This window comes from Sphingomonas montana (assembly GCF_001956315.1).
In the GTDB taxonomy this organism is placed as follows: Bacteria; Pseudomonadota; Alphaproteobacteria; order Sphingomonadales; family Sphingomonadaceae; genus Sphingomonas_R; species Sphingomonas_R montana.
The window spans coordinates 41,622-62,172 of record NZ_KV887144.1; the positions used below are offsets into that span (position 1 = coordinate 41,622).

General features: G+C 66.4%; 15 protein-coding genes. 7 read left to right on the plus strand and 8 right to left on the minus strand.

The window, feature by feature from the left end:
• Positions 1–47: 47 nt before the first annotated feature.
• From BKY59_RS04995 to BKY59_RS05005, 3 genes are all read right to left on the minus strand, one after another.
• Positions 48–383 (minus strand): hypothetical protein, encoded by a 336-nt coding sequence (locus BKY59_RS04995; RefSeq protein WP_240499962.1) that lies wholly within the window; start codon positions 381–383, stop codon positions 48–50.
• 10 nt (positions 384–393) lie between these two features.
• A complete protein-coding gene (locus tag BKY59_RS05000; protein WP_083671884.1) occupies positions 394–1,938 on the minus strand; it encodes a L,D-transpeptidase family protein in 1,545 nt (514 codons plus the stop codon).
• A gap of 90 nt (positions 1,939–2,028) precedes the next feature.
• A complete protein-coding gene (locus tag BKY59_RS05005; protein ID WP_076069087.1) occupies positions 2,029–3,174 on the minus strand; it encodes an extracellular catalytic domain type 1 short-chain-length polyhydroxyalkanoate depolymerase in 1,146 nt (381 codons plus the stop codon).
• A gap of 163 nt (positions 3,175–3,337) precedes the next feature.
• Between BKY59_RS05005 and BKY59_RS05010 the strand changes: the two genes are divergently transcribed.
• Positions 3,338–5,272 (plus strand): AI-2E family transporter, encoded by a 1,935-nt coding sequence (locus BKY59_RS05010; protein WP_083671885.1) that lies wholly within the window; start codon positions 3,338–3,340, stop codon positions 5,270–5,272.
• On the opposite strand, the gene BKY59_RS05015 is transcribed toward BKY59_RS05010, so the two are convergent.
• Positions 5,265–6,122, minus strand: coding sequence for a glycosyltransferase family 2 protein (locus BKY59_RS05015; RefSeq protein WP_206362012.1), 858 nt, complete (start codon positions 6,120–6,122; stop codon positions 5,265–5,267). The genes BKY59_RS05010 and BKY59_RS05015 overlap by 8 nt on opposite strands.
• Complete coding sequence (locus BKY59_RS05020) at positions 6,104–8,242, minus strand: HAD-IIB family hydrolase (RefSeq protein ID WP_240499963.1); 2,139 nt, start codon at positions 8,240–8,242, stop codon at positions 6,104–6,106. The genes BKY59_RS05015 and BKY59_RS05020 overlap by 19 nt, the downstream gene beginning before the upstream one ends.
• A 49-nt stretch (positions 8,243–8,291) precedes the next feature.
• Between BKY59_RS05020 and BKY59_RS05025 the strand changes: the two genes are divergently transcribed.
• Entirely contained in the window at positions 8,292–9,344 is a 1,053-nt protein-coding gene (locus tag BKY59_RS05025) for a glycosyltransferase family 4 protein (protein WP_076069088.1), read from the plus strand.
• On the plus strand, positions 9,344–10,522 hold the full coding sequence (locus BKY59_RS05030) for a glycosyltransferase family 4 protein (RefSeq protein WP_076069090.1): 1,179 nt from the start codon (positions 9,344–9,346) through the stop codon (positions 10,520–10,522). Before BKY59_RS05025 ends, BKY59_RS05030 begins: the two co-directional genes overlap by 1 nt.
• On the opposite strand, the gene BKY59_RS05035 is transcribed toward BKY59_RS05030, so the two are convergent.
• Positions 10,509–11,456, minus strand: coding sequence for a glycosyltransferase family protein (locus BKY59_RS05035; RefSeq protein WP_076069092.1), 948 nt, complete (start codon positions 11,454–11,456; stop codon positions 10,509–10,511). The genes BKY59_RS05030 and BKY59_RS05035 overlap by 14 nt on opposite strands.
• Before the next feature lie 186 nt (positions 11,457–11,642).
• Here BKY59_RS05035 and BKY59_RS05040 point away from each other — a divergent pair, with 186 nt between their 5' ends.
• Positions 11,643–13,550 (plus strand): potassium transporter Kup, encoded by a 1,908-nt coding sequence (locus tag BKY59_RS05040; RefSeq protein ID WP_083671886.1) that lies wholly within the window; start codon positions 11,643–11,645, stop codon positions 13,548–13,550.
• Between the two features lie 104 nt (positions 13,551–13,654).
• Here the strand turns inward: BKY59_RS05040 and BKY59_RS05045 are convergent, their stop codons facing one another.
• Positions 13,655–14,353 carry a pirin family protein gene (locus BKY59_RS05045; protein ID WP_076069094.1) on the minus strand — a complete coding sequence of 233 codons (699 nt, stop codon included), beginning with the start codon at positions 14,351–14,353 and terminating at the stop codon, positions 13,655–13,657.
• Positions 14,354–14,460: 107 nt separating this feature from the next.
• Between BKY59_RS05045 and BKY59_RS05050 the strand changes: the two genes are divergently transcribed.
• From BKY59_RS05050 to fghA, 3 genes are all read left to right on the plus strand, one after another.
• Positions 14,461–15,393 (plus strand): LysR family transcriptional regulator, encoded by a 933-nt coding sequence (locus tag BKY59_RS05050; RefSeq protein WP_076069096.1) that lies wholly within the window; start codon positions 14,461–14,463, stop codon positions 15,391–15,393.
• An 84-nt stretch (positions 15,394–15,477) separates the two neighbouring features.
• A complete protein-coding gene (locus BKY59_RS05055) occupies positions 15,478–16,587 on the plus strand; it encodes an S-(hydroxymethyl)glutathione dehydrogenase/class III alcohol dehydrogenase (RefSeq protein ID WP_076069098.1) in 1,110 nt (369 codons plus the stop codon).
• A gap of 44 nt (positions 16,588–16,631) precedes the next feature.
• The gene (gene fghA / locus BKY59_RS05060) at positions 16,632–17,471 is read left to right on the plus strand and encodes an S-formylglutathione hydrolase (protein ID WP_076069100.1); all 840 of its coding nucleotides are present in this window, start codon (positions 16,632–16,634) and stop codon (positions 17,469–17,471) included.
• Between the two features lie 1,741 nt (positions 17,472–19,212).
• Here the strand turns inward: fghA and BKY59_RS05070 are convergent.
• Positions 19,213–20,040 (minus strand): class I SAM-dependent methyltransferase, encoded by an 828-nt coding sequence (locus tag BKY59_RS05070; protein WP_083671887.1) that lies wholly within the window; start codon positions 20,038–20,040, stop codon positions 19,213–19,215.
• Between the last annotated feature and the right edge of the window lie 511 nt (positions 20,041–20,551).

Below are 20,551 nucleotides of genomic sequence, written 5' to 3' on the forward strand. Positions count from 1 at the left end.
AAGGTCGCAGGTGCGCCGGACGCCCCGGCGCGCGCCTCCGACCGGCCTTACTGGCCTTCGGCGACCGGTGCGTTCTGCGTCTCGGCTTCCTCGCCGCGCGACACGCGTGCGGTCATGCCGGTCGCCTCGGCGTCCTCCATCATCTGATCGTCGGGCGGCACGACTTCCGGCGGGGGCGGCACGTCGATCGCGGCGGTGGCGGGTTCGGCCGTCACCGGTTCATCGGCAGGCAGCTGTTCCGGCTCAGGTTCGGGAAGGGCCGCCGGCGTCACTTCGGTCACCGTCTCGTTATACGGCTCGCCCTCCGGCTGCGGCGGGGGGCTGCGGTCGCAGGCGACGATCAGCAGCGCGGCGGACAGGGCGAGTGGCAGACGGGTCTTCACGGGCATGCTCCTATCGCGATGCGAGGGCGGCGGCACGATTGCCGCGCGCTTCGATCTTGGAAGCCAGGATACCGTCCCAGTCATAGGGGTCGGCACGGAAATTGATCTGCCCCCCGGCACTGGCGAACGCGGTCCAGTAGAGCAGGTACACGGTGACCGGGTTGGTCAGCCGGGCGCGCTTGGTTTCGCCCGCATCAATCGCCGGCTGTACCCCGCCTGCATAGGCCGGGTCGCCGGCAAGCAGCCGATCGGCGAGTTCGACCGGTTTTTCCAGCCGGACGCAGCCATGGCTGGCCAGTCGGTCCCACCGCGAAAACCCGGCCTGCGCCGGCGTATCGTGCAGATAGACCGAGTAGGGATTGTCGAAATCGAACTTCAGCCGGCCGAGCGCGCTCATGTCGCCGGCCGCCTGCTGCAACCGGTTGCCGCCGCCGTCGAGCGGGATCACCTTGATGCGGTTGCGCTTGAAATAGCCGGGACTGGCCTTTTCCTTCGGCCACAATTCCTTCGTCGCGATCGACGTCGGCACGTTCCACGGCGGATTGATGACAATGCTGTGGATGCGCGATTGCAGCATCGGCGTATTGTCGCCTGGACGGCCGGTGACCGCCTTCATCGATGCGACGGGCGTGTCCCCGTCGAACAGCGTGAGGACGGCGGCGGCGATGTTCACCTGTACCCGGTCCTTCGCCAGATCCTGCGGCAGCCAGCGCCAGCGTTCCATATTGGCCATGATCTGCCGGACGCGATCGCGCGCGGGCACGTTCAGCGCGGCAAGCGTCTGCGTCGAGACGATCCCGCTGGGGTTCAGGCCGTAGCGGCGCTGCGCCCGGCGGACCGCATCGAGCAGCGGCCGGTCGAAGCTGTCGCCGCTGCGGGCGACCGCGCTGTCCTCGACCGCGAGCCGCTTGCGGAGCGCCAGGACGCGGGCACCGCTGGCGTTGATCGTCATGTCCGGACCGGGGGCAAGCGTGGGCCAGCCGCCCGATGCCTCGATCGCGCGATAGGTCTTCAGGCCCTTCAGCAGCCCGTCATAGCCCGCGTAGGGCGGCGGCAGCGAGGCGATCCAGGCCGCGAGCCGGTCGTTGGCGACCGCCTGCGAAAATGCCGGCCACGGATCATAGGCGGCGGGACGCAGGCCCCAGTCCTTCAGGAAATCGCTGCTGTCCAGCCGACCGCTGTGGACCGCGCGGGCATGGTCGAGCGCGGCGGTGATGAGGTCCGCATCGCCGCGGTCCGCCGCTTCGCCGTCCGTATCGCGCAGATCGTGCCGCAGGCCCTGCGCCGCGGCGGCATCGATCATCGCCGCAAGCTGCCGCGCCTGTTCGCGCGACAGCGTCGGCATCGTGCGCGGCGCGGGCGGCGGCGGCAGGGCGGTGGTCGTCGTAAGCGCGGGTGCGGGGATGCCGAATGTCGGGATGGCCGGGTCGGCCGGCTGCGCCGATGCAGGGGCGACTGCCGAAACCGCGGCGACGGCCGTCAGCAGGGAGTGCCGGAAGATTGTAGGCGAGCGCGTCGGCAAGGTCGGAAACTCCAGGGTCGTTCCGCGGGGCATAGCCTGTCCCGCCATGGGGCGTCTAGCGCGGTGGACCCTTCGCCAGCCTGAACCGGACACGGCGATCCGGGAATATTCCCGGATCGCCGCCTACTTCATCAGACCGGCGGTGCGCAGCGCGTTCTCGATCACCGTACCGACCGCGCCCTGCATCGGCATGCTCACGGGCGTCGCGAAGCCGGGCAGACCGGCGTCGGAGAAAGGGAGGTCGGCGCCAGCGGTGTCGGCGGCCGGCGCGACCGTGTCGACCGTCAGTTCCGCGGCATCCGTTTCGAGATCCCAGAAGCGCAGGATGAGGTGCGACGAGGCGATCCCGGCATCGAGCATATAGGCGCCGCTGGTCCCATGGTCGGTCCCGGCCGACGGATTGAGCGGGGTCCCGTGGCCCATGCCGGCGATGCGATATTCCTCCAGCACCGACCGGCCGGCGGCATCGTGCCACACGCGGTGCCGGTGTCCGTCGATCGTTTCCTCCTGCGTCGGGCGGTCGGCAAGGCCGTGCAGGTCGCGCCACTGGCCGGCGATCGCGTCGGCATTGGTCTGGGCAACGGTCTGGTCGGCCGCCCCCTGCCAGATCGACAATGTGGGCCAGCGCCCGTCATGCCCGGCCGCATCCCGCGCCCGCGCCGCGAGCATGTCGCGCGAAGGGCCGCCATGGCCGCGCATCCGGTCGAACGCCTCCGGCACGGTCGTCGCCGATCCATAGGGAAGGCCGGCGATCGCGGCACCGCCGGCGAACACGTCGGGATAGGTGGCGAGCATCACCGCGGTCATTGCCCCGCCCGCGGACAGGCCGGTGACGAACACGCGCGCCGGATCGATGACATGGTCCGCGGTCACCTGCGCCACCATGTTGCGGATCGACAGCGCCTCGCCATCGCCGCGCGTCGTATCGCCCGGCACGAACCAGTTGAAGCAGAGGTTCGGGTTGTTCGCACGGCGCTGTTCGGGAAACAGCAGCGCGAAGCCGTGCCGATCGGCAAGCCGGGACCAGCCCGATCCATGATCGTACCCCGCCGCCGTCTGCGTGCAGCCGTGCAGCACGACGACCAGCGGCGCGCCGGGCGGCAGATCGGCCGGAACATAGGTGCGCGCGCGCAGGCCGCCCGGATTGTCACCGAACGCGACGAGATCGGTCAGGCGGTCGACGGGGTTGGCCGTGCCGAATGCCGGCATGCCGGCAGGCAGGCCGGTGGCACGCGTAAGCCGGGCAATCGTATCGCTGATGTTTCGCATCGGGCCAAGCCCTCCGGATCGGGGGTCGTGACCCCGGGTATCGCCAGCATGTTCATGCTGCACTGCACAATAGATGGGCGTCCGCGCGCCAGCGTCAATAGCTGATGTGTTTGGCGGCAGCGAACGCCTATGGTCCCGCCGGACTCGGGCGGGGACGGTACGCATGGACAAGCGGGAGAAGCTTTCCGGATATGAGAATATCGTGACGGGCGACCGGACCGGCGTACCGTCGCCCGACGCCGCGGTCACCATCCCGGGCGCATCGGCACCGGAAATCCGCAGCCTGCTGGGGCTGGCGGTGGCGGCGGTCGTGGTGGGCGCGCTGTATTTCGCGCAGGACGTGCTGATCCCGATCACCCTGTCAGTGATGCTGTCCTTCGTGCTGGCACCGCTGGTGAACATGATGCAGCGGCTGGGCCTGTGGCGCGCGCCGTCCGTGGTGCTGGCGGTGCTGATCGCGGTCGGCGTGCTGGCCGCGGTGGGGACGATGATCGGAACGCAGGCCGCCAACCTGACCGCCGACGCGCCGCGTTATGCTCAGACGATCGAACGCAAGGTGGCCGGGGTGCAGGCGTTCGCGGCGGCGCGGATGGCGGCGGTGTCGAAGGAATTCGCACCCCGATCGCGACCCGCGGCGCGCGGTCCTGCGCCCGCCTCAGGATCAGTATCGGCACCGTCGATCGTGACGGTGTCCACGACAGGCGCGAGCGGCGACCGGCGACCGGTGCTGGTCCAGGTGGTGCAGGAACAGCCGTCGCCGCTGACGGTCGCCCGGACGATCCTGCAACCGATCCTGGGGCCGCTGGAAACCACGGTCATCGTGCTGATCGTCGCGATCTTCGTGCTGTTGCAGAAGGAGGATCTGCGCGACCGGTTCATCCGGCTGTTCGGATCGCACGACCTGCACCGCACGACGATCGCGATGGACGAGGCGGGGCAGCGGCTGAGCCGCTATTTCGCGTCGCAACTGGCGGTCAATACCGGGTTCGGGATCATCGTCGGCGGTGGCCTGGCGCTGATCGGCGTGCCGTCGGCCGCGATGTGGGGCATATTGGCGGGGCTGTTGCGGTTCGTGCCCTATATCGGATCGTTCCTGGCGGCTGTCGCGCCCATCGCGCTGGCGGCCGCGATCGATCCCGGCTGGGGCACCGCCATCGCGGTGGCACTGCTGTTCGTGATCGTGGAACCGCTGGTGGGCTATGTCGTCGAACCCTATCTCTACGGTCATTCGACGGGTCTTTCGCCTGTCTCGGTCATCGTCGCCGCGGTGTTCTGGACGTGGATCTGGGGGCCGATCGGGTTGATCCTGTCGACGCCGCTGACGCTGTGCCTGGTGGTGATGGGGCGGCACGTGAAGTCGCTGGAATTCTTCGACGTAATGCTTGGCGACCGGCCCGCACTGTCCGCGGTGGACAGTTTCTACCAGCGCATCCTCGCGGACAATCCGGACGAGGCGCTGGCGCAGGCGGAACTGCTGCTGACCGACCGGACGCTGGAACGCTATTATGACGATGTCGTGCTGCCCGGCCTGCGGCTGGCGGGGATCGACCATGCGCGCGGGACGATCGATCGCGCGCGGGCGGACCGGATGACGGATGCGATGCTGGCGCTGGTCGGCGATCTGCAGGACCATCGCGACGGGCCGAGCAGCGGCGCGGTGATACCGACGGAGGCGGCGCCGCCCGGCATCGTGGCGTGCGTGACCGGGCGTGGCCCGTTCGACGAGGCAGCCGCCGCAATGCTGACGCAGTTGCTGGGTCGACGGGGGATCGCGACCCGCCGGGTGACGCATGCGGCGGTATCGCGCGCGGCGATCGGCACGCTCGACCTGTCCGGCGTGGCGGTGGTGGCCTTGTGCCATCTGGATCTGGCCGGCACGCCCGCGCATCTGCGATACCTGGTGCGGCGCGTCCGGCAGCGCGCGCCGGACGCACGCATCGTCGTCGGGCTATGGGCGGCGGGCGATCCGGTGCCCGACGACGCGGAGGCGGCACGCCAGGTGGGCGGTGATGATCATGTCGCGACATTCGCCGCGGCTGTTGCCGGGTGCGAAGAGGCGTTGCGCGTGCGCGAGCCGGTCCTGGAACCCGTCAGCTGAACAGGATGTCGTCCGGCTGGCGGGCGGCGGCGATCTCGTCCGCGGTCGGGTGGCGCAGGATGGCGATCCGGTCCCCGGTGACCGCGATCAGGCCGCGTTCCACAAACTGCCCCAGCCAATAGTCCATGCACCACCGACCCCATTTCGCGCGGAACAGCATGGCGTTCCGCACGATGGGATCAAAATGCTGGTAGGGCGGAATGTGGACGCTGTGATGCTGGTGATAGGCGCGCGCACCGCCTACCCAGAACATCGGCACTGCCGCCGCCGCGAGCGACGCGGCGAAATCGGTTTCTTCCCCGCCGTAGCCGACATAGCGTTCGTCCATCCCGCCACTGCGTTCCCACGTCGACCGGGACAGCGCGAAGGATAATCCCCATAGCTCGCCATGATCCGCTTCGGCGCGGATGCCCGTTTCGGGCGGCGCCGGCTTGGCCGGGTGGCGGCGGCCCAGACGGCCGAGCGCGGCGTAATCGAGCGGCAGCGTGACCGCGCCGGCGGGCAGGTAGCGGACCTCGCCCAGGAAGATCGCGTCCATGGATTCGGCCGCGCGGGCATAGCTTTCCACCAGTGTCGGGGTCGGAATGCAATCGACATCGAGCAGGATGAGCAGGTCGCCGGTGGCGGTCGCGACCGCGCGGTTGCGGGCGCGGGCCAGCGGCATGGGGTCGCCCGGCACCAGGACAGTCCGGACCGGCAGAGGCAGCGCCGGCAGGTCGCCGGGCGTGGCGTCTTCCATGAAGGCGATGACGAACTCGTCCGCCAGGCGGGTCTGCTGCGCCAGGCCGGCCATCAACCGTTCGAGATGCGCGCGACGACCGCGCACGAGGGTCAGGACGCTGATACGCACGATATTCCGGTGTTTGCCGCCGCCGGAAGCCCGGACCGCGAAAGCCGCCGGAAATGATCGACGCCATCGATGATCCCGCCGGCATGGCCGAACCGCGACACGAAGCTGTGCGCCAGCGTCGGATCCTGATCCAGCCCGTCGCTATGGTTGGCGACGATGATCGAATGGCGGACGGACCGCAGCATTTCGACGTCGTTGCCGCTGTCGCCCGCGACCATCACCTGTTCGCGCGACAGGCCGTAATGCCGGCGGACATGTTCGACTGCGGTCCCCTTCGACGCCGCGTGGGGCAGGATGTCCAGATAGGTGCCGTGGCTCTGGATGACCGAACAGGCATGACCGGCGGCGCGCAGCAGATCGCGCACGCGCCGCGCGGTATCCGGATCGCCGCGCGTGAAGTAGCTGAGCTTGAACGTCCGTTGTTCAAGCGAGCCCTGCGGTTGCAGGTCGCCCGCCTGCGCCAGCACCGCCGCCACCGCCGCCCGGTCCCAGCCGACCGCGATCCGCGCGGCCCATGCCTCGTCGCGGTCGTAGCCGGTGCCGGTCGGATCGAGATGGTAGATTTCCGAACCGACCGACGTGATGAGCACCTGCGGCTGCGGCACATTCTCGCGCGACAGGATGGCCTGCGCACTGTGCAGCGACCGACCGGTGGCGATGCCGAACAGCAGGTCGGCCTGTCGTCCGTGCCAGTCGGTGAACCGCGACGTGCTGGCCGGGCAACCGACCAGCGTGTTGTCGATATCGCACACCAGCAATGTGGTGTCCGCCGGAACGGGCAACGGGCGGGGCGGACGGCGGCCGAGTGCGGACTCGGCGAAGTCGTGATAGAGTTCGGCATGCCGCGTCCAGTCATAGGCGGCGACCGCGACGGCACCTGCCCGCGAATAGCGATCCCACTGCGCACGGTCGTCCAGGATGCCCGCGATCGCGGTCGCCATGGCCGCATGATCGCGCGGATCGACCAGCACGCCGTTGCCGCACCGTTCGACGATATCGTTCGGGCCGCCGCTGTCGGTCGCGACGACGGGCAGGCCGGCCGCTGCCGCCTCCAGCAGCGTCAGCCCGAACGGTTCGTTCAGCGCCGGGTTCACGAACACCCCGCCGCGCCGCCGGGCGAGCGCGTAGATCGACGGGACTTCGCTTGGCAGATGATGCTTCGGATAGGCGACATGGCCGTAAAGGTCGTAGCGATCGATCAGCCGCAGCAGTTCGTCCAGATTGCCGGCGATCTCCGGCTCCATGCCGCCGATATCGTCGCGGATGCCGGCGACGATGACGAGGTTCGCCGTGCGGCGCAGGTGCGCGGACGTGCCATAGGCATGGACGAGCCCGGCGAGGTTCTTCTTGGTGACGGGCCGGGCGATCGCCAGGATCATCGGCTTTTCCGGGACGGTCAGGAACCGGTCGATCCGCGCAGCCATTGCGGGGTCGGGGGCGGCATCGGCGAAGGCAGCAAGGTCGCTGCCCGGTTCGATCACCCGGATGCGGCCGGGGCAGTACGCGCCATAGCCAGCATATTGGACCTCCGCCTCGTCGCGGGACGAGGCGATGATGCCGGCGGCGGCGGCGATCGTCTTTTCCTCCAGCGCGATGCGGCGGTCCATGCCGGCCAGCGCGTCGTCATCCACGCCGGCAAAGGCCGCGCGCTTGACCCGGCCGAGCGAGTGGGCGGTGAACAGGAAAGGGATGTCGAACGCCGCCCCGACGCGGCGGGCGATTTCGCCGGCGTCGGCATAATGCGCATGCAGGATGTCGGGACGCCGGTCGAGCGCGGCGATATGGGCGACGAGGGCCGCGGTCAGGCTGTCATGTTCCGGCCACAGCGCTTCCTTCGGCAAATAGCGCGAACAGGCGGTCGCCAGCCGGACGATCCGGGTCTTGGCATCCACCGTCTCGGTCTCCGCGGAATAGCAGGTGGACATGCCGTCCTGCTGGAAGCCGCGCGTGACGATCTCGATCCGGTCGACGCGCGGTTCGGCGGCCGATGCACGGACCAGATCGAGCAAATACCGGATGTGGCCACCGGTGTCAGCGTTCACGCCATATTCCACGTCGCGGGCGCGCAGGCACCCCTGCAACGCAATATGCATCACGAACATCGCCGCCTGCCCATTCATTTGTCGTTCAGGCCGGAACCGCCGGCCATATGGCTTGTTCCGGGCGTTAATGTCGATCAGCCCTTTTCTCCGTATCGCGCAACTTGCCCCCGTCATCTTCCCCACGCCGCCCGTCGACCATGGCGGGACGGAACGGGTCGTGGCGGACCTGACGGAGGCGCTGGTCGCGCTTGGCCACGACGTCACGCTCTATGCCCCATCCGACAGCGTGACGTCCGCCCGGCTACGGTCCGCCCATCCCAGCCTGTCCGCGCTGGAGCGGGCGGCGGGGGGCAAGGTCGCGCCGGGTGTGCCGGGGGTGCTGGAGGCGGCGCAACTCGACCTGGTCGCACGGTCGATCGGCGACCATGACATCGTCCATGGGCACGGCGAGTTCGCGCATGCCGCGGTGCTGGCGGGGCGGCCGTCGCTGACCACGATCCACTGGCGGGTCGACGAGCTGGACCGCAGGCTGTTCTTCGCGCATTTCGATCGCCTGCCGGTCGCGGCGATATCGGCGGCGCAGGCGGCGGACATTCCGGCGGGCAATCTGGCGGGCGTGGTGCATCATGGCATCGCGGAGGATCGGTATCGATTGGCCGGCGGCGGCGGGCATCTGGCGTTCATCGGGCGGATGACGGACCAGAAGCGGCCGGACGTCGCGATCCGGGTGGCGCGCGCCGCGGGCCACACGATCCGGCTGGCGGGTACGATCGACGTCGGCAATCCGCGTTACTTCGACGATCGGGTCCGGCCGCTGCTGGACGACGACGCGGTCTATGTCGGGCCGGTCGGCGATACGGCGAAGCAGGCGTTGCTGGGCGATGCGGCCGCGCTGCTGTTCCCGATCGACTGGCCCGAACCGTTCGGGCTGGTGATGATCGAGGCGATGGCGTGCGGCACGCCGGTGATCGCGTGGGACCGCGGCAGCGTGCGCGAGGTGATCGAGGACGGCGTCACCGGTTTCGTCGTGCGCGACGAGGCGGAGGCGCTTGCGGCGATCGCCCGACTGCCGTCGATCGACCGGGCACTGGTCCGGCAGCGGTTCGAGGCGCGGTTCGGCGCGCGGCGGATGGCGGCGGATTATGTGGCGTTGTACCGCGCCATACTGGCCAGGGGCTGATGGAGATCGGGCTGCTCAGCTGGAGCTATCATCCCGAACAGAGCGGTCTTGCGGTCGCCGCGCGGGAGATTGCGCAGGCGCTGGCCGCGGCCGGCCATGCGGTGCGCGTGCTGACGTTCGACCGCACGGGCCGGGAGGCGGACGGCGCGGTCTCGGTCATCGGATGCGCGGTGCGGGCCGGCGGCGTGCTGGCCCGGCTGCGCGGTGTGCCGGCAGCGGGGCATCTGGTGGGGCCGTGGGCGATAGCGCGGGCCGTGCGCGCGGAACATCGCCGGCGCGCGTTCGACCTGATCGAGGCGACGAACTGGTACGCGCCCGGCCTGTTCGTGGCGCTCGACCCGCGACTGCCGTTCGTGACGCGCAATTCCACGCCGGTGGCAACCAGCGGTGCCGGCCGGCGTGGCTTTCGCGCCCGGACGGACGGGGCCGCGGCGCGCGCGCTGGAGGCGCTGTCGGCCATGCGCAGCGACATACTGATATCGAACACCGCGGCGCATGGCGGCAAGATCGCGGCGCTTTACGGGGTGCCGAGGCCCGGGCCCACGCATCATGTGGTGGGGCTGAGCCTAAATCCGGCGATCGTAGCGGCGGGGGCCGTTGCTACATACCCGGAAGGAACGGCCGGGCCGGTGCGCCTCCTGTTCATCGGGCGGGCGGAACGGCGCAAGGGATATGATGCGTTGACCGCCGCCGTCACGGTGCTGGCGGACGAAGCGGAACTTGGGGCGATCTCGGACTTCGCGCTCACGCTGGTGGGGGTGGACGACGCGGCGCTGGCGACACTACCCGCGGCGGCGCGGGCACGGGTCACGGCGCTGCGGGGCGTGGCGCCGGACCGGCTGCACGCGCTGCTGGCGGCGGCGCATGTCGTGGTCGCGCCGTCGCGCTACGAATCGTTCGGGCTGGTCTATCAGGAGGCGATGGCGTTCGGCCGGCCGATCGTGGCGTGCGCGAAGGACCCGAGCGCGCGGTCGTTCGTGGGGGAGACCGGGGCGGGGCTGCTGGCCGAACGCTGCGACGGGCCGGCGGTGGCGGCGGTTCTGCGCCGTGCGATCGCCGAACCCGCGCTTCGCCGGACGTTGCATGATGCCAGCCGGGCGGCGGCGGGTCGGTTCACGCGGACCACGCTGGCCCGCGATACGATCGCGGCGTATCGTAGGCTGCTCAGTCGCGACTGAACGGGCGGAGCAACGCCGCCTCGTCCGCCGGGCGGGCACCGTCGGGGGCCATCGCGCCATAGGCCGCGGTCCGCGCCCGGACGCGGTCACCATCCAGTCGGTGAACGATCGCACCGATCGGGGCGAGCGCGGACCGCCGCCAGTCGCGGGACGGGTCCGGCCGTTCGTGGACGACGCCGGAAAAGCGGACCTCCGCACGGTTCAGTCGGTACTGCACGTCGGGCCAATGGTCCGAGGGCACGCCGTCCACCAGATTGCGACGCGGGAAGGCGAGCGACAGCAGGCGGTGCGCGTCGGCATCGGCCGCCAGGCCGGGGAGCGCGGTGAGCAAGGCGACGTCAAGATCCTCGTCGGCATCGAGTTGCAGCATCCACGGTGTATGGCAGGCGGCGTGGAGCCGATTGCGCTGGGCGGCGAAATCCTGCGCCAGCGGGTGGACCGCATAGGTCAGGCCGGGTCGCGACAGGCCCGCGACGACGACGGGATCGGCGCTGTCGACCAGCACCCGGACCGCGGCGAAACCGGAACCGATACGTTCGATGAGCGCTGCGATGACGGGCAGTTCGGACGCCCGCCCGATCATGCCGAGCGTGATCGCGGGGCCATGTGGCGGCAGCGGAGATAGCGTGGCGGCGGCAGGCAGGCGACCGGTCGGCGCGGCAAGTTCCGTAGCCTGGGGGGCGTCCGCCGGTCGAATGGCGCGACCGATGCCGTAGGCCGCGATGCGCAGCGTCGCGATGCCGCAGGTCCAGTCGGCGGGCGGGTCCCGTGCAAGATCGATCGCGGGCGCGGCCAGCCGTTCGGTCAGGTCCGCGCGGATCGCCACGGGCGGGCGGTGGCCGGGCAGATAGCGCAGCCCGCAATGGGTACATTCCGCGACCCCGCCGTGACGATCGTGGCGCCCCCGGTTTCCACAGATCGCACAGCGCGTCATCACAGAAGCGGTCGGGGCAGATCGCGGCATCGCATCCTGTTGCCTTCGCGCACTATCGCGGCGCAAACAATGCGGCGGCCCCGAAAACATATGGCAATACTATGCGGCGGCGGGTCGCGATGGCTGGTCTTGGCGGGCCGCATCGTGCGATGGCCGACCCCAAGACTTGCGACGAAACGGGGATTTATGGCGACCGGCATCGAACTGGACGGCGCACCGCCGGCGGCCCATCACGGCCCGAACGATCATACCGGCAAGCTGGCGCTGGGTGCGATCGGCGTGGTGTTCGGCGATATCGGGACGTCGCCGCTCTATGCGTTGAAGGAAAGCTTCATCGGCCATCACAAGCTGGCCGTCGATGCGCCGCATCTGTACGGTGTCATCTCGCTGATATTCTGGACGATGACGCTGATCGTCACGCTGAAATATGTGCTCATCATCCTGCGCGCGGACAATCGCGGCGAGGGCGGGAGCCTGGCGTTGCTGGCGCTGATCGTCCGCAATAGCGGCGACCGCGGCTGGACGCGCGGCATCGTGCTGCTGGGCATCGTGGCGACCGCGCTGTTCTACGGCGATGCCATCATCACGCCGGCCATTTCCGTCCTCTCCGCGGTGGAGGGGCTGACGATCGTGCAGGCCGGGCTGGCCCCGCTGGTGCTGCCAATCTCGATCGCGGTGCTGATCGGGCTGTTCGCGATCCAGTCGCGCGGCACGGCGAAGGTCGGGCTTATCTTCGGCCCGGTCATGCTGGTCTATTTCGCGGTGCTGGCTGTTCTGGGCGCGCGCGGCATCCTGCGCCATCCGGAAGTGCTGCAGGCGCTCAGCCCGACCTTTGCCTATCAATTCTTCGCGTTGGACCCGCTGCGCGCGTTCCTGGCGCTGGGGTCGGTCGTGCTGGCGGTGACGGGTGCGGAGGCGCTCTATGCCGACATGGGGCATTTCGGACGCAAGGCGATCGCCATTTCGTGGCTGTACATCGCGTTTCCCTGTCTGCTGCTGAACTATCTGGGGCAGGCGGCGCTGCTGATCGAAACGCCGGCGGCGATCGAAAATCCCTTCTACCTGCTCGCGCCCGACGCGTTCCGCCTGCCGCTGGTCATCCTGGCGACGATGGCGACGATCATCGCCAGCCAGGCGGTGATATCCGGTGCGTTCTCGGTGACGCAGCAGGCAATCCAGCTGGGCTTCCTGCCGCGGTTGAAGGTGGCGCACACCAGTGCCACCGCCGCGGGGCAGATCTACCTGCCGCTGGTCAACTGGGTATTGCTGGCGTTCGTGATCATGCTGGTGGTGGGGTTCCGTACGTCGAGCGACCTGGCCGCCGCCTACGGCATCGCGGTGACCGGCACGATGTTCATCACGGCCTGCATGCTGGGCGTGCTGGCGGTGACGGTGTGGAAGTGGAACCGCTGGCTGGCGTTCGGCCTGACGGGCGTGTTCCTCGTCATCGACGGCGCGTATCTGGCATCGAACCTGACGAAGATTCCCGACGGCGGCTGGTTTCCGCTGCTGGTGGGGGCCGTGGTGTTCACCGTGCTGACGACCTGGGCAACCGGGCGGCGGCTGATGCGCGCCCGGCTGGACGAGAGTGCGATGCCGGTCGACATATTCATCCGTTCGGCCGCGGGGTCGGTCGGGCGGGTGCCGGGCACCGCGATCTTCCTGTCCGCATCGCCGCAGGGTATCCCGTCCGCGCTGCTCCACAACATGAAGCACAACCGCGTGCTGCACGAACGGGTCGTCATCCTGACCGTGACGATCGAGGGCGTGCCGCTGGTCGAGGCGGGGGCATGCCCGGAGGTGATCGATCTGGGACAGGGGTTCTGGCGCGTCGTCCTGCATTACGGGTTCATGCAGGAAATCGACATTCCGGCCGCGCTGGCGACCGTGGCGATCGGCGGCGGCACGTTCCGGCCGATGGAAACCAGCTACTTCCTGGGCCGCCAGACGCTGATTTCCTCCGCCCGGCCGGGCATGGCGCGGTGGCGCGAACAATTCTTCGCCTGGATGCTGCGCAACGCGGAGACGGCGATGGAGTTCTTCAAGCTGCCGCACAACCGCGTGGTGGAGTTGGGGAGCCAGGTGGAGATTTGAGGCTTGTGTCCGTCGCCCCGGACTTGATCCGGGGCGCCGCTGCCTCTTCGACGGTGGAGAAGAAGCGGGATCCCGGATCAAGCCCGGGATGACGGTCTCTCAGGTCAGGCCGCATCGACCAGGATCAGTTCGCTGTCCTCCACCGCGGTGACGCGCAGTACGTCCACGTCGCTGATTGCGGCGCCGTCGCGGGCGTTCACGGTGATGCCGTCGATCGTCACCGAACCGGTGGCGGGGACGAGATAGCCGCGGCGGGCCTTACCGAGCGGATAGTCGATCGTGTCGCCGGCCTTCACCGACGCCGCGACGATGCGGGCATCGGTACGGATCCGCAGCGCGTCCGCATCCTCCGTGAAACCGGACGCCAGCGTCACGAACCGGCCGGACCGTTCCCCCTTCGGAAAGGGCCGCGCGCCCCAGCTCGGGGCCACGCCGCGACTGGTCGGTTCGATCCAGATCTGGAAGATGCGGGTCTCGACGTCCTCCACATTATATTCGGCGTGGGTGATGCCGGTGCCGGCGGACATCACCTGCACGTCGCCGGCCTCCGTCCGGCCCAGATTGCCCAGGCTGTCCTTGTGGGTGATGGCGCCTTCGCGAACATAGGTGACGATTTCCATGTCGCGGTGCGGATGCGGCGGAAAACCGGATTTCGGCGCGATGATATCGTCGTTCCAGACGCGCAGATTGCCCCAGCCCATCCGGGCCGGGTCGTGATAGCCCGCGAAGGAGAAGTGATGCTTGGCATCCAGCCAGCCATGGTTCGCGCCGCCGAGCGTGGCGAAGGGACGAAGGTCGATCATGTCATGCTCCGATCAGTGGCCGGATGGCGGCCGTCGCGAGCAAGATATGCTTCCCGTACCGTACCGGAAGTGCAATGATGGCATCTCATCGGTGAAGGAAACATCCTGTGTCCACGCTGCCCGACCTGGAAGCGTGGGCGATCTTCGCCAAGGTGGTGGAGGCCGGATCGTTCGCGCGGGCGGCGGACGCGCTGCATTTGTCCAAACCGACCGTTTCGAAGGCGGTCAGCCGGCTGGAGGCCAGGCTGGGCGTGCCGTTGCTGCACCGCACGTCGCGGCAGCTGGCGTTGACCGAGAGCGGCCGCGGCGTGCTGGACCGCGCAAGGCGGATCCTGGCGGACGGGGAGGCGGCCGAGGGCGAGGCAGCGTCGCAGGCGGCGACTCCGCATGGCCGTGTCGTGCTCGCGCTGCCCATGACGTTCGGCGTGCTGCATGTGGCGCCACTGCTGCCGGAATTTCTCGAAACCTATCCCGACGTCAGCATCGACATGCAGTTGAGTGACGCGCAGGTCGATCTGGTCGCCGGCGGCGTGGACGTGGCGTTGCGGATTGCCAGCCTGGCGGACTCGTCGCTGCGCGCGCGACGGCTCTGTTCGGTCCGGCGGCCGCTGGTGGCGACGCCGGCCTATCTCGACCGGCATGGCCGGCCGGCGCATCCGCGCGACCTCGATCCGCGGCACGGCCTGCTCTACACCAATGTCACGACGCCCGGGCAGTTGCGGCTGTTCCACGCGGTCGAGGGAGAGCATGTCCTGTCGATCGACGGGCGGCTGCGCGCGAACAGTGCGGACGCGCTGGCGCCCGCGCTGCTGGCCGGGCTCGGCATCGCGGTGCAGCCTGATTTCATGGTGTGGCGCGAACTGGCGGACGGCACGCTGGAGGAAGTGATGCCCGGCTGGCGCATGGCGGACGTCGGGTTGCACCTGATGACGCCGCCGGGGGTGCAGCGGCCGGCGCGGGTGACCGTCCTGCTCGATTTCCTGGCAGGCCGACTGGGCAATGCCGAATGGGCGCAGGCCTGCGCGAACGAGGGCGGCTGACCGGGTCGGGCAAGCGGTGCTGGCGGGGCGGATGCCGGATCGCTACGTTAGGCGACAGACCGAAACCATGACGACGGGTGCAGTATGAAGACACGGGCAGCAGTGGCGTTCGAGGCCAAACGACCGCTCGAGATCGTCGAACTCGATCTGGATGGGCCGAAGCCGGGCGAGGTTCTGATCGAGATCATGGCGACGGGCATCTGCCATACCGACGCCTATACGCTGGACGGGCTGGACAGCGAGGGGCTGTTCCCCAGCGTGCTGGGCCATGAAGGCGCGGGCGTCGTTCGCGAGATCGGGGCCGGGGTGACCAGCCTGGCGGTTGGCGACCATGTCATCCCGCTCTACACCCCCGAATGTCGCGAATGTAAGTCGTGCCTGAGCGGCAAGACCAACCTGTGCACGAAGATCCGCGCGACGCAAGGCAAGGGGCTGATGCCGGACGGCACGACGCGGTTCAGCTACAAGGGGCAGCCGATCTTCCACTATATGGGCTGTTCGACCTTCTCGAACTTCACCGTGGTGCCGGAGATCGCGGTGGCCAGGATCCGCGACGACGCGCCGTTCCAGTCGGCCTGCTACATCGGGTGCGGCGTCACCACCGGGGTCGGCGCGGTGGTCAACACCGCCAAGGTCGAACCCGGTGCGAATGTGATCGTGTTCGGGCTGGGCGGCATCGGCCTGAACGTGATCCAGGGCGCACGGATGGTGGGCGCGGACCGGATCATCGGCGTGGACCTGAACGACGACAAGGCGGCGTGGGGCGAACGGTTCGGCATGACCCACTTCGTCAATCCGTCGAAGATCGACGGCGATATCGTCCAGCATCTCGTCGGCCTGACCGATGGCGGCGCGGACTATACATTCGATTGCACCGGCAACACGACCGTCATGCGGCAGGCGCTGGAGGCGTGCCACCGCGGCTGGGGCGTGTCCGTCGTCATCGGGGTGGCGGAGGCCGGCAAGGAGATCAGCACGCGGCCGTTCCAGCTGGTCACCGGGCGGGTGTGGAAGGGATCGGCCTTCGGCGGCGCACGCGGGCGGACCGACACGCCGAAGATCGTCGACTGGTACATGAACGGCAAGATCGAGATCGATCCGATGATCACCCACGTCCTGACGCTGGACGAGATCAACAAGGGGTTCGACCTGATGCACGCCGGCGAATCGATCCGCTCGGTCGTTGTCTATTGAGGCCGGCAGCCTGAACCCATCTGACCCATCCGGAGTATGAGACCATGGAAATCATTTCCACCGCCCATGCGCATGGCGGCATCCAGGGCGTGTACCGCCACGCATCGAGTGCGACGAGCACCGACATGACCTTTTCGGTCTTCGTGCCCGCACATGCCAGCGGCGACCGGCTGCCCGTCGTCTGGTTCCTGTCGGGGCTGAGCTGTACGCACGCCAATGTGACCGAGAAGGGCGAATATCGCCGGTTGTGCGCCGAACTGGGGCTGATCCTGATCGCGCCGGATACGTCGCCGCGCGGCGAACAGGTGCCGGACGATCCGGCCGGGGCCTATGATTTCGGGCATGGCGCGGGCTTCTATGTCGATGCCACGCGGTCGCCCTTCGCGGCGCATTACCGGATGTGGACCTATATCACCGACGAACTGCCCCGGTTGATCGCCGCGGAGTTCCCGGCCGACATGGGCGCGCAGGGCATCTTCGGTCATTCGATGGGCGGCCACGGCGCGCTGACGATCGCGCTGGGCATGCCGGGGCGCTACCGGTCGGTCTCGGCCTTTGCGCCGATCGTGGCACCGACGCAGGTGCCGTGGGGACGCAAGGCGCTGGCCGGCTACCTGGGTGACGACGAAGCGGTCTGGCGCAGGCATGACGCGGTCGCGATGATCGAAGACGGCGCGCGCGTGCCGAACCTGCTGGTGGACCAGGGCATGGCCGACCAGTTCCTGACGGAACAGCTGAAGCCGGAACTGCTGCGGGCGGCGTGCGACGCGGCGGGCATCCCGCTGACCCTGCGGATGCAGCCGGGGTACGACCACAGCTATTACTTCATCTCGACCTTCATGGAGGATCATCTGCGCTGGCACGCCGAGCGCCTGCGCGGTTGACGGCGATGCATGTCGGACGCGAAGTTTGACGGGCAGGGCCGTGACACCGGGTGAAATTCGGAAAGGTCCCCCGCACGCTGGGCGACCCTTCCGGAGCGGTACCGGCGTTGCGGATATGGAACAATGGTAAGACTCGAGCGGCGCGTTCGCCAGGGTCGCGCGGCTCGATCCTGCGGTTTCGGCGGTGGCCGGCGGGGGGCCAACACCAGGCGTTTGCGCGGATCAGGTCGGTCGGCGACGTGTTTGCGATAGGCCGGTTCAGTCCCGTCGAACGATCACGACCGAGGGCCGGAGCTATTCACGTCTGACCAGGGAGCAGGGGGCTCGATATCCGGTGCTCCCTGCACTCGGGATGACATCGACAACACCGCTCAGTATCCGGGTCTCTTCGTCGATCGTTTCGGGAAGCTGGAAGGAGAAGATGGCCGGACCGATCTGGCCACCGTGCAGCCTCATGTTGAGACGCGCGCCCGCAACGCTGCATATTCCGACCGCGGCACCGTTCTGCAGGACCTGATCGTCCAGGATCCGGTAGGGAGGATCCACCGCTATCGAGCATTGTGGACTGTCAATGACAGGCCACCAGTCTCCTGCCAGACTTGGCTTGCCGGAGGATGTTGAATTATTGATCATATGCTAGGCGGAGTATATGCTTTGCCAGTAATATCATGGTTTCAACACATCCAAGTTATGAACAGGATGATACGATTCGCCATAAAACGACCTGATAAGACTCGATTTATCTGAATGGGAATAGAGTTATTACCTACAAGCGCATTAACATGCGTTTATCATCCGTCGGATCGTCGATGCTGTACGCACTACTCACGCTTGGTCCCGTGCGGGTTGGCTGAAAAGTGAATTGCGGCAGCCGAGTACGAGCCCGGATGGACGTCAGCCAAGCATCTGACGAGCCGGTATGCCGGCTGTTGATCGACCGTCATTATCTTGGGGCCGAGGCGTCTGCCAAGTCCGCCACCAATCGAGCGATGGATATCGGACAGCTGATGTTCACGATCTAAGTTCGGTCCAGCGCTCGGCGATCGACGCTCGCGTTCTGCCGCCGCCCGGCTGGGCACCGCCGCGTGTACCTGCTGATCGGTATGCGATCGTTTTACCACCAGTGACCCAAAACGCCGCTGCCGGCTGGGCTTGATGGCTTCGGGCGCTTACTGAGCGAGCGATCGACAGCCATCGCCGCTTCTGGCGGTCGCATGGGGAATGATCGCAAAATGCGCCGCAGCCTTCTGCGTTTCGCTACGTCACCCGGGCTCCCAACTGGCTTGTGCGCAGCCTTGAGGGTGATCCCAAATCGTCAGCAGTGCGGGTATGGGCACAGCAAGCTGGCTGACCCTGTCGCAACTATGCTCGCCCAAATAGCCGCTGCCGGTCATAACGGACGTCAATCGCGGCCCCATAGTAGCAGGAATGGATAGACGCATAGCCGATATTCCGTTGAGCAAAAACGGCAGCGGTTATTCCAGCCGCAGCGGAGAGCCTTGACCACTCACGGATTTTTTGCCGCCACAACGATGTGGCCGTCATAGATTGCAAATTGACCTAAAGCAATTATTTGGTTCGATTATAGGATTTATTAATCCTCAACTACAATATATCGGACAATTTCTTGATTGTACTACATTATAAGATTTTACGACGCATCGGCTTTATTAGGGAAAACTGAAAATTGCCGCCGTACCTTTGTAAGGCGGTCTCTGCATCTTATATACAATGCTATCGCCTAGATTGGCTTGCGAAGTACTACGATACTTTGATCGACATGCTCGGTATTTTCGGAGAAGCTCACAAGCATGGATCCATACTTTTCCAACAGATATTTTTCCGGAATGAATGTTTCGCCCCAAAAATCTGCAGTAAGTTCAAGACCTCCGGCCATGGGGAACCATTGGAATTGACCCTCCGCATAGTTTCTGGCGATTCGAGCTGGTGTCGGCATATCTTGAACAAGCCGCTCGACATAGGCTACCAAGTTTGAAGGCAGATCGCCACGACTATCCCGTAGCGACTGCAAATGCTCGATAAACTGCCATCCGCGGGTTGTGAAAACAATATGACCACCGGGTTTCAGCTTGGAAAGAAAATACTGGACCCAGTCCAAAAAGTATTTCTCAGAAAGATGTGAGAAGACTGAATACGCGTAAATCAAATCCAGTCCGTCAGGGATACCTTCAATTGGTGGAGACTTTGTATTGTATATGATATTGCAAGGGTTATTAGTATTTTTCAAGCAATCAATTGCGACGTCCATCGCGTCTACTAGATACATATTTTTCGGCGATGTTTCACGTAGAAAGAAACGCGAAATACGCCCCCAACCACAACCAAAGTCCATGATCTTTGGCTCATGGATTGACTTGATATACTCTACCGCCTTTCCGTAAAAACCAAATGCCTGAAGTAGATTCTGACGACCAGACAGAGATGTAAATCCGGTTTGTATTTCGTCACTTGGAAGTGACGGAAGGCGAATGCCAAACTTTCTGAGCGAGCTTTCCCAGTCAAACTGAGCATCAAACCATGTCTGATCATCTGGTCTCAAAACGATCATCTATTTGTCCTCGGTTATAAGGCAAATAAAACATAGCAGCGGTCGTTTAGAAATGTCCAGACCGCAAAGGGTCAACTTACGCACTGCGTTCGAGTGAATTGCGCTGCGTCTTCTACGTTTTGCTACGTCCACCGAACCTCACAACGATGTGTGCAGTAACGGGCAAGGCAGACGGACGGACGCTGTCGTGCTCATGTCGGCCAAAATATGTGCTACCGGTTCCACGCTGGCCGATCGCGGCCGCCCGTGTTAACCCTGTTCATATTTTAGGATTGTCGATGAACACTCCTTCGGTACTATAAATATAAGTTTTGTATTGCTCGATCAGCTAGTGCAAGAAACTAAATGCGCAGAATTTACAACCGATACAAAATTAGCTCGGCGATGCCTAAGTCTAGGGTCACCCTCGGCCTATACTAGAGATTGCTGCGCTTACGCCAGAGCAAAAGGGCAGCTTTGCTGCGACGACCACCAACATTGAAGCCGGACAATACCCTGAGTCCTCGGCCAT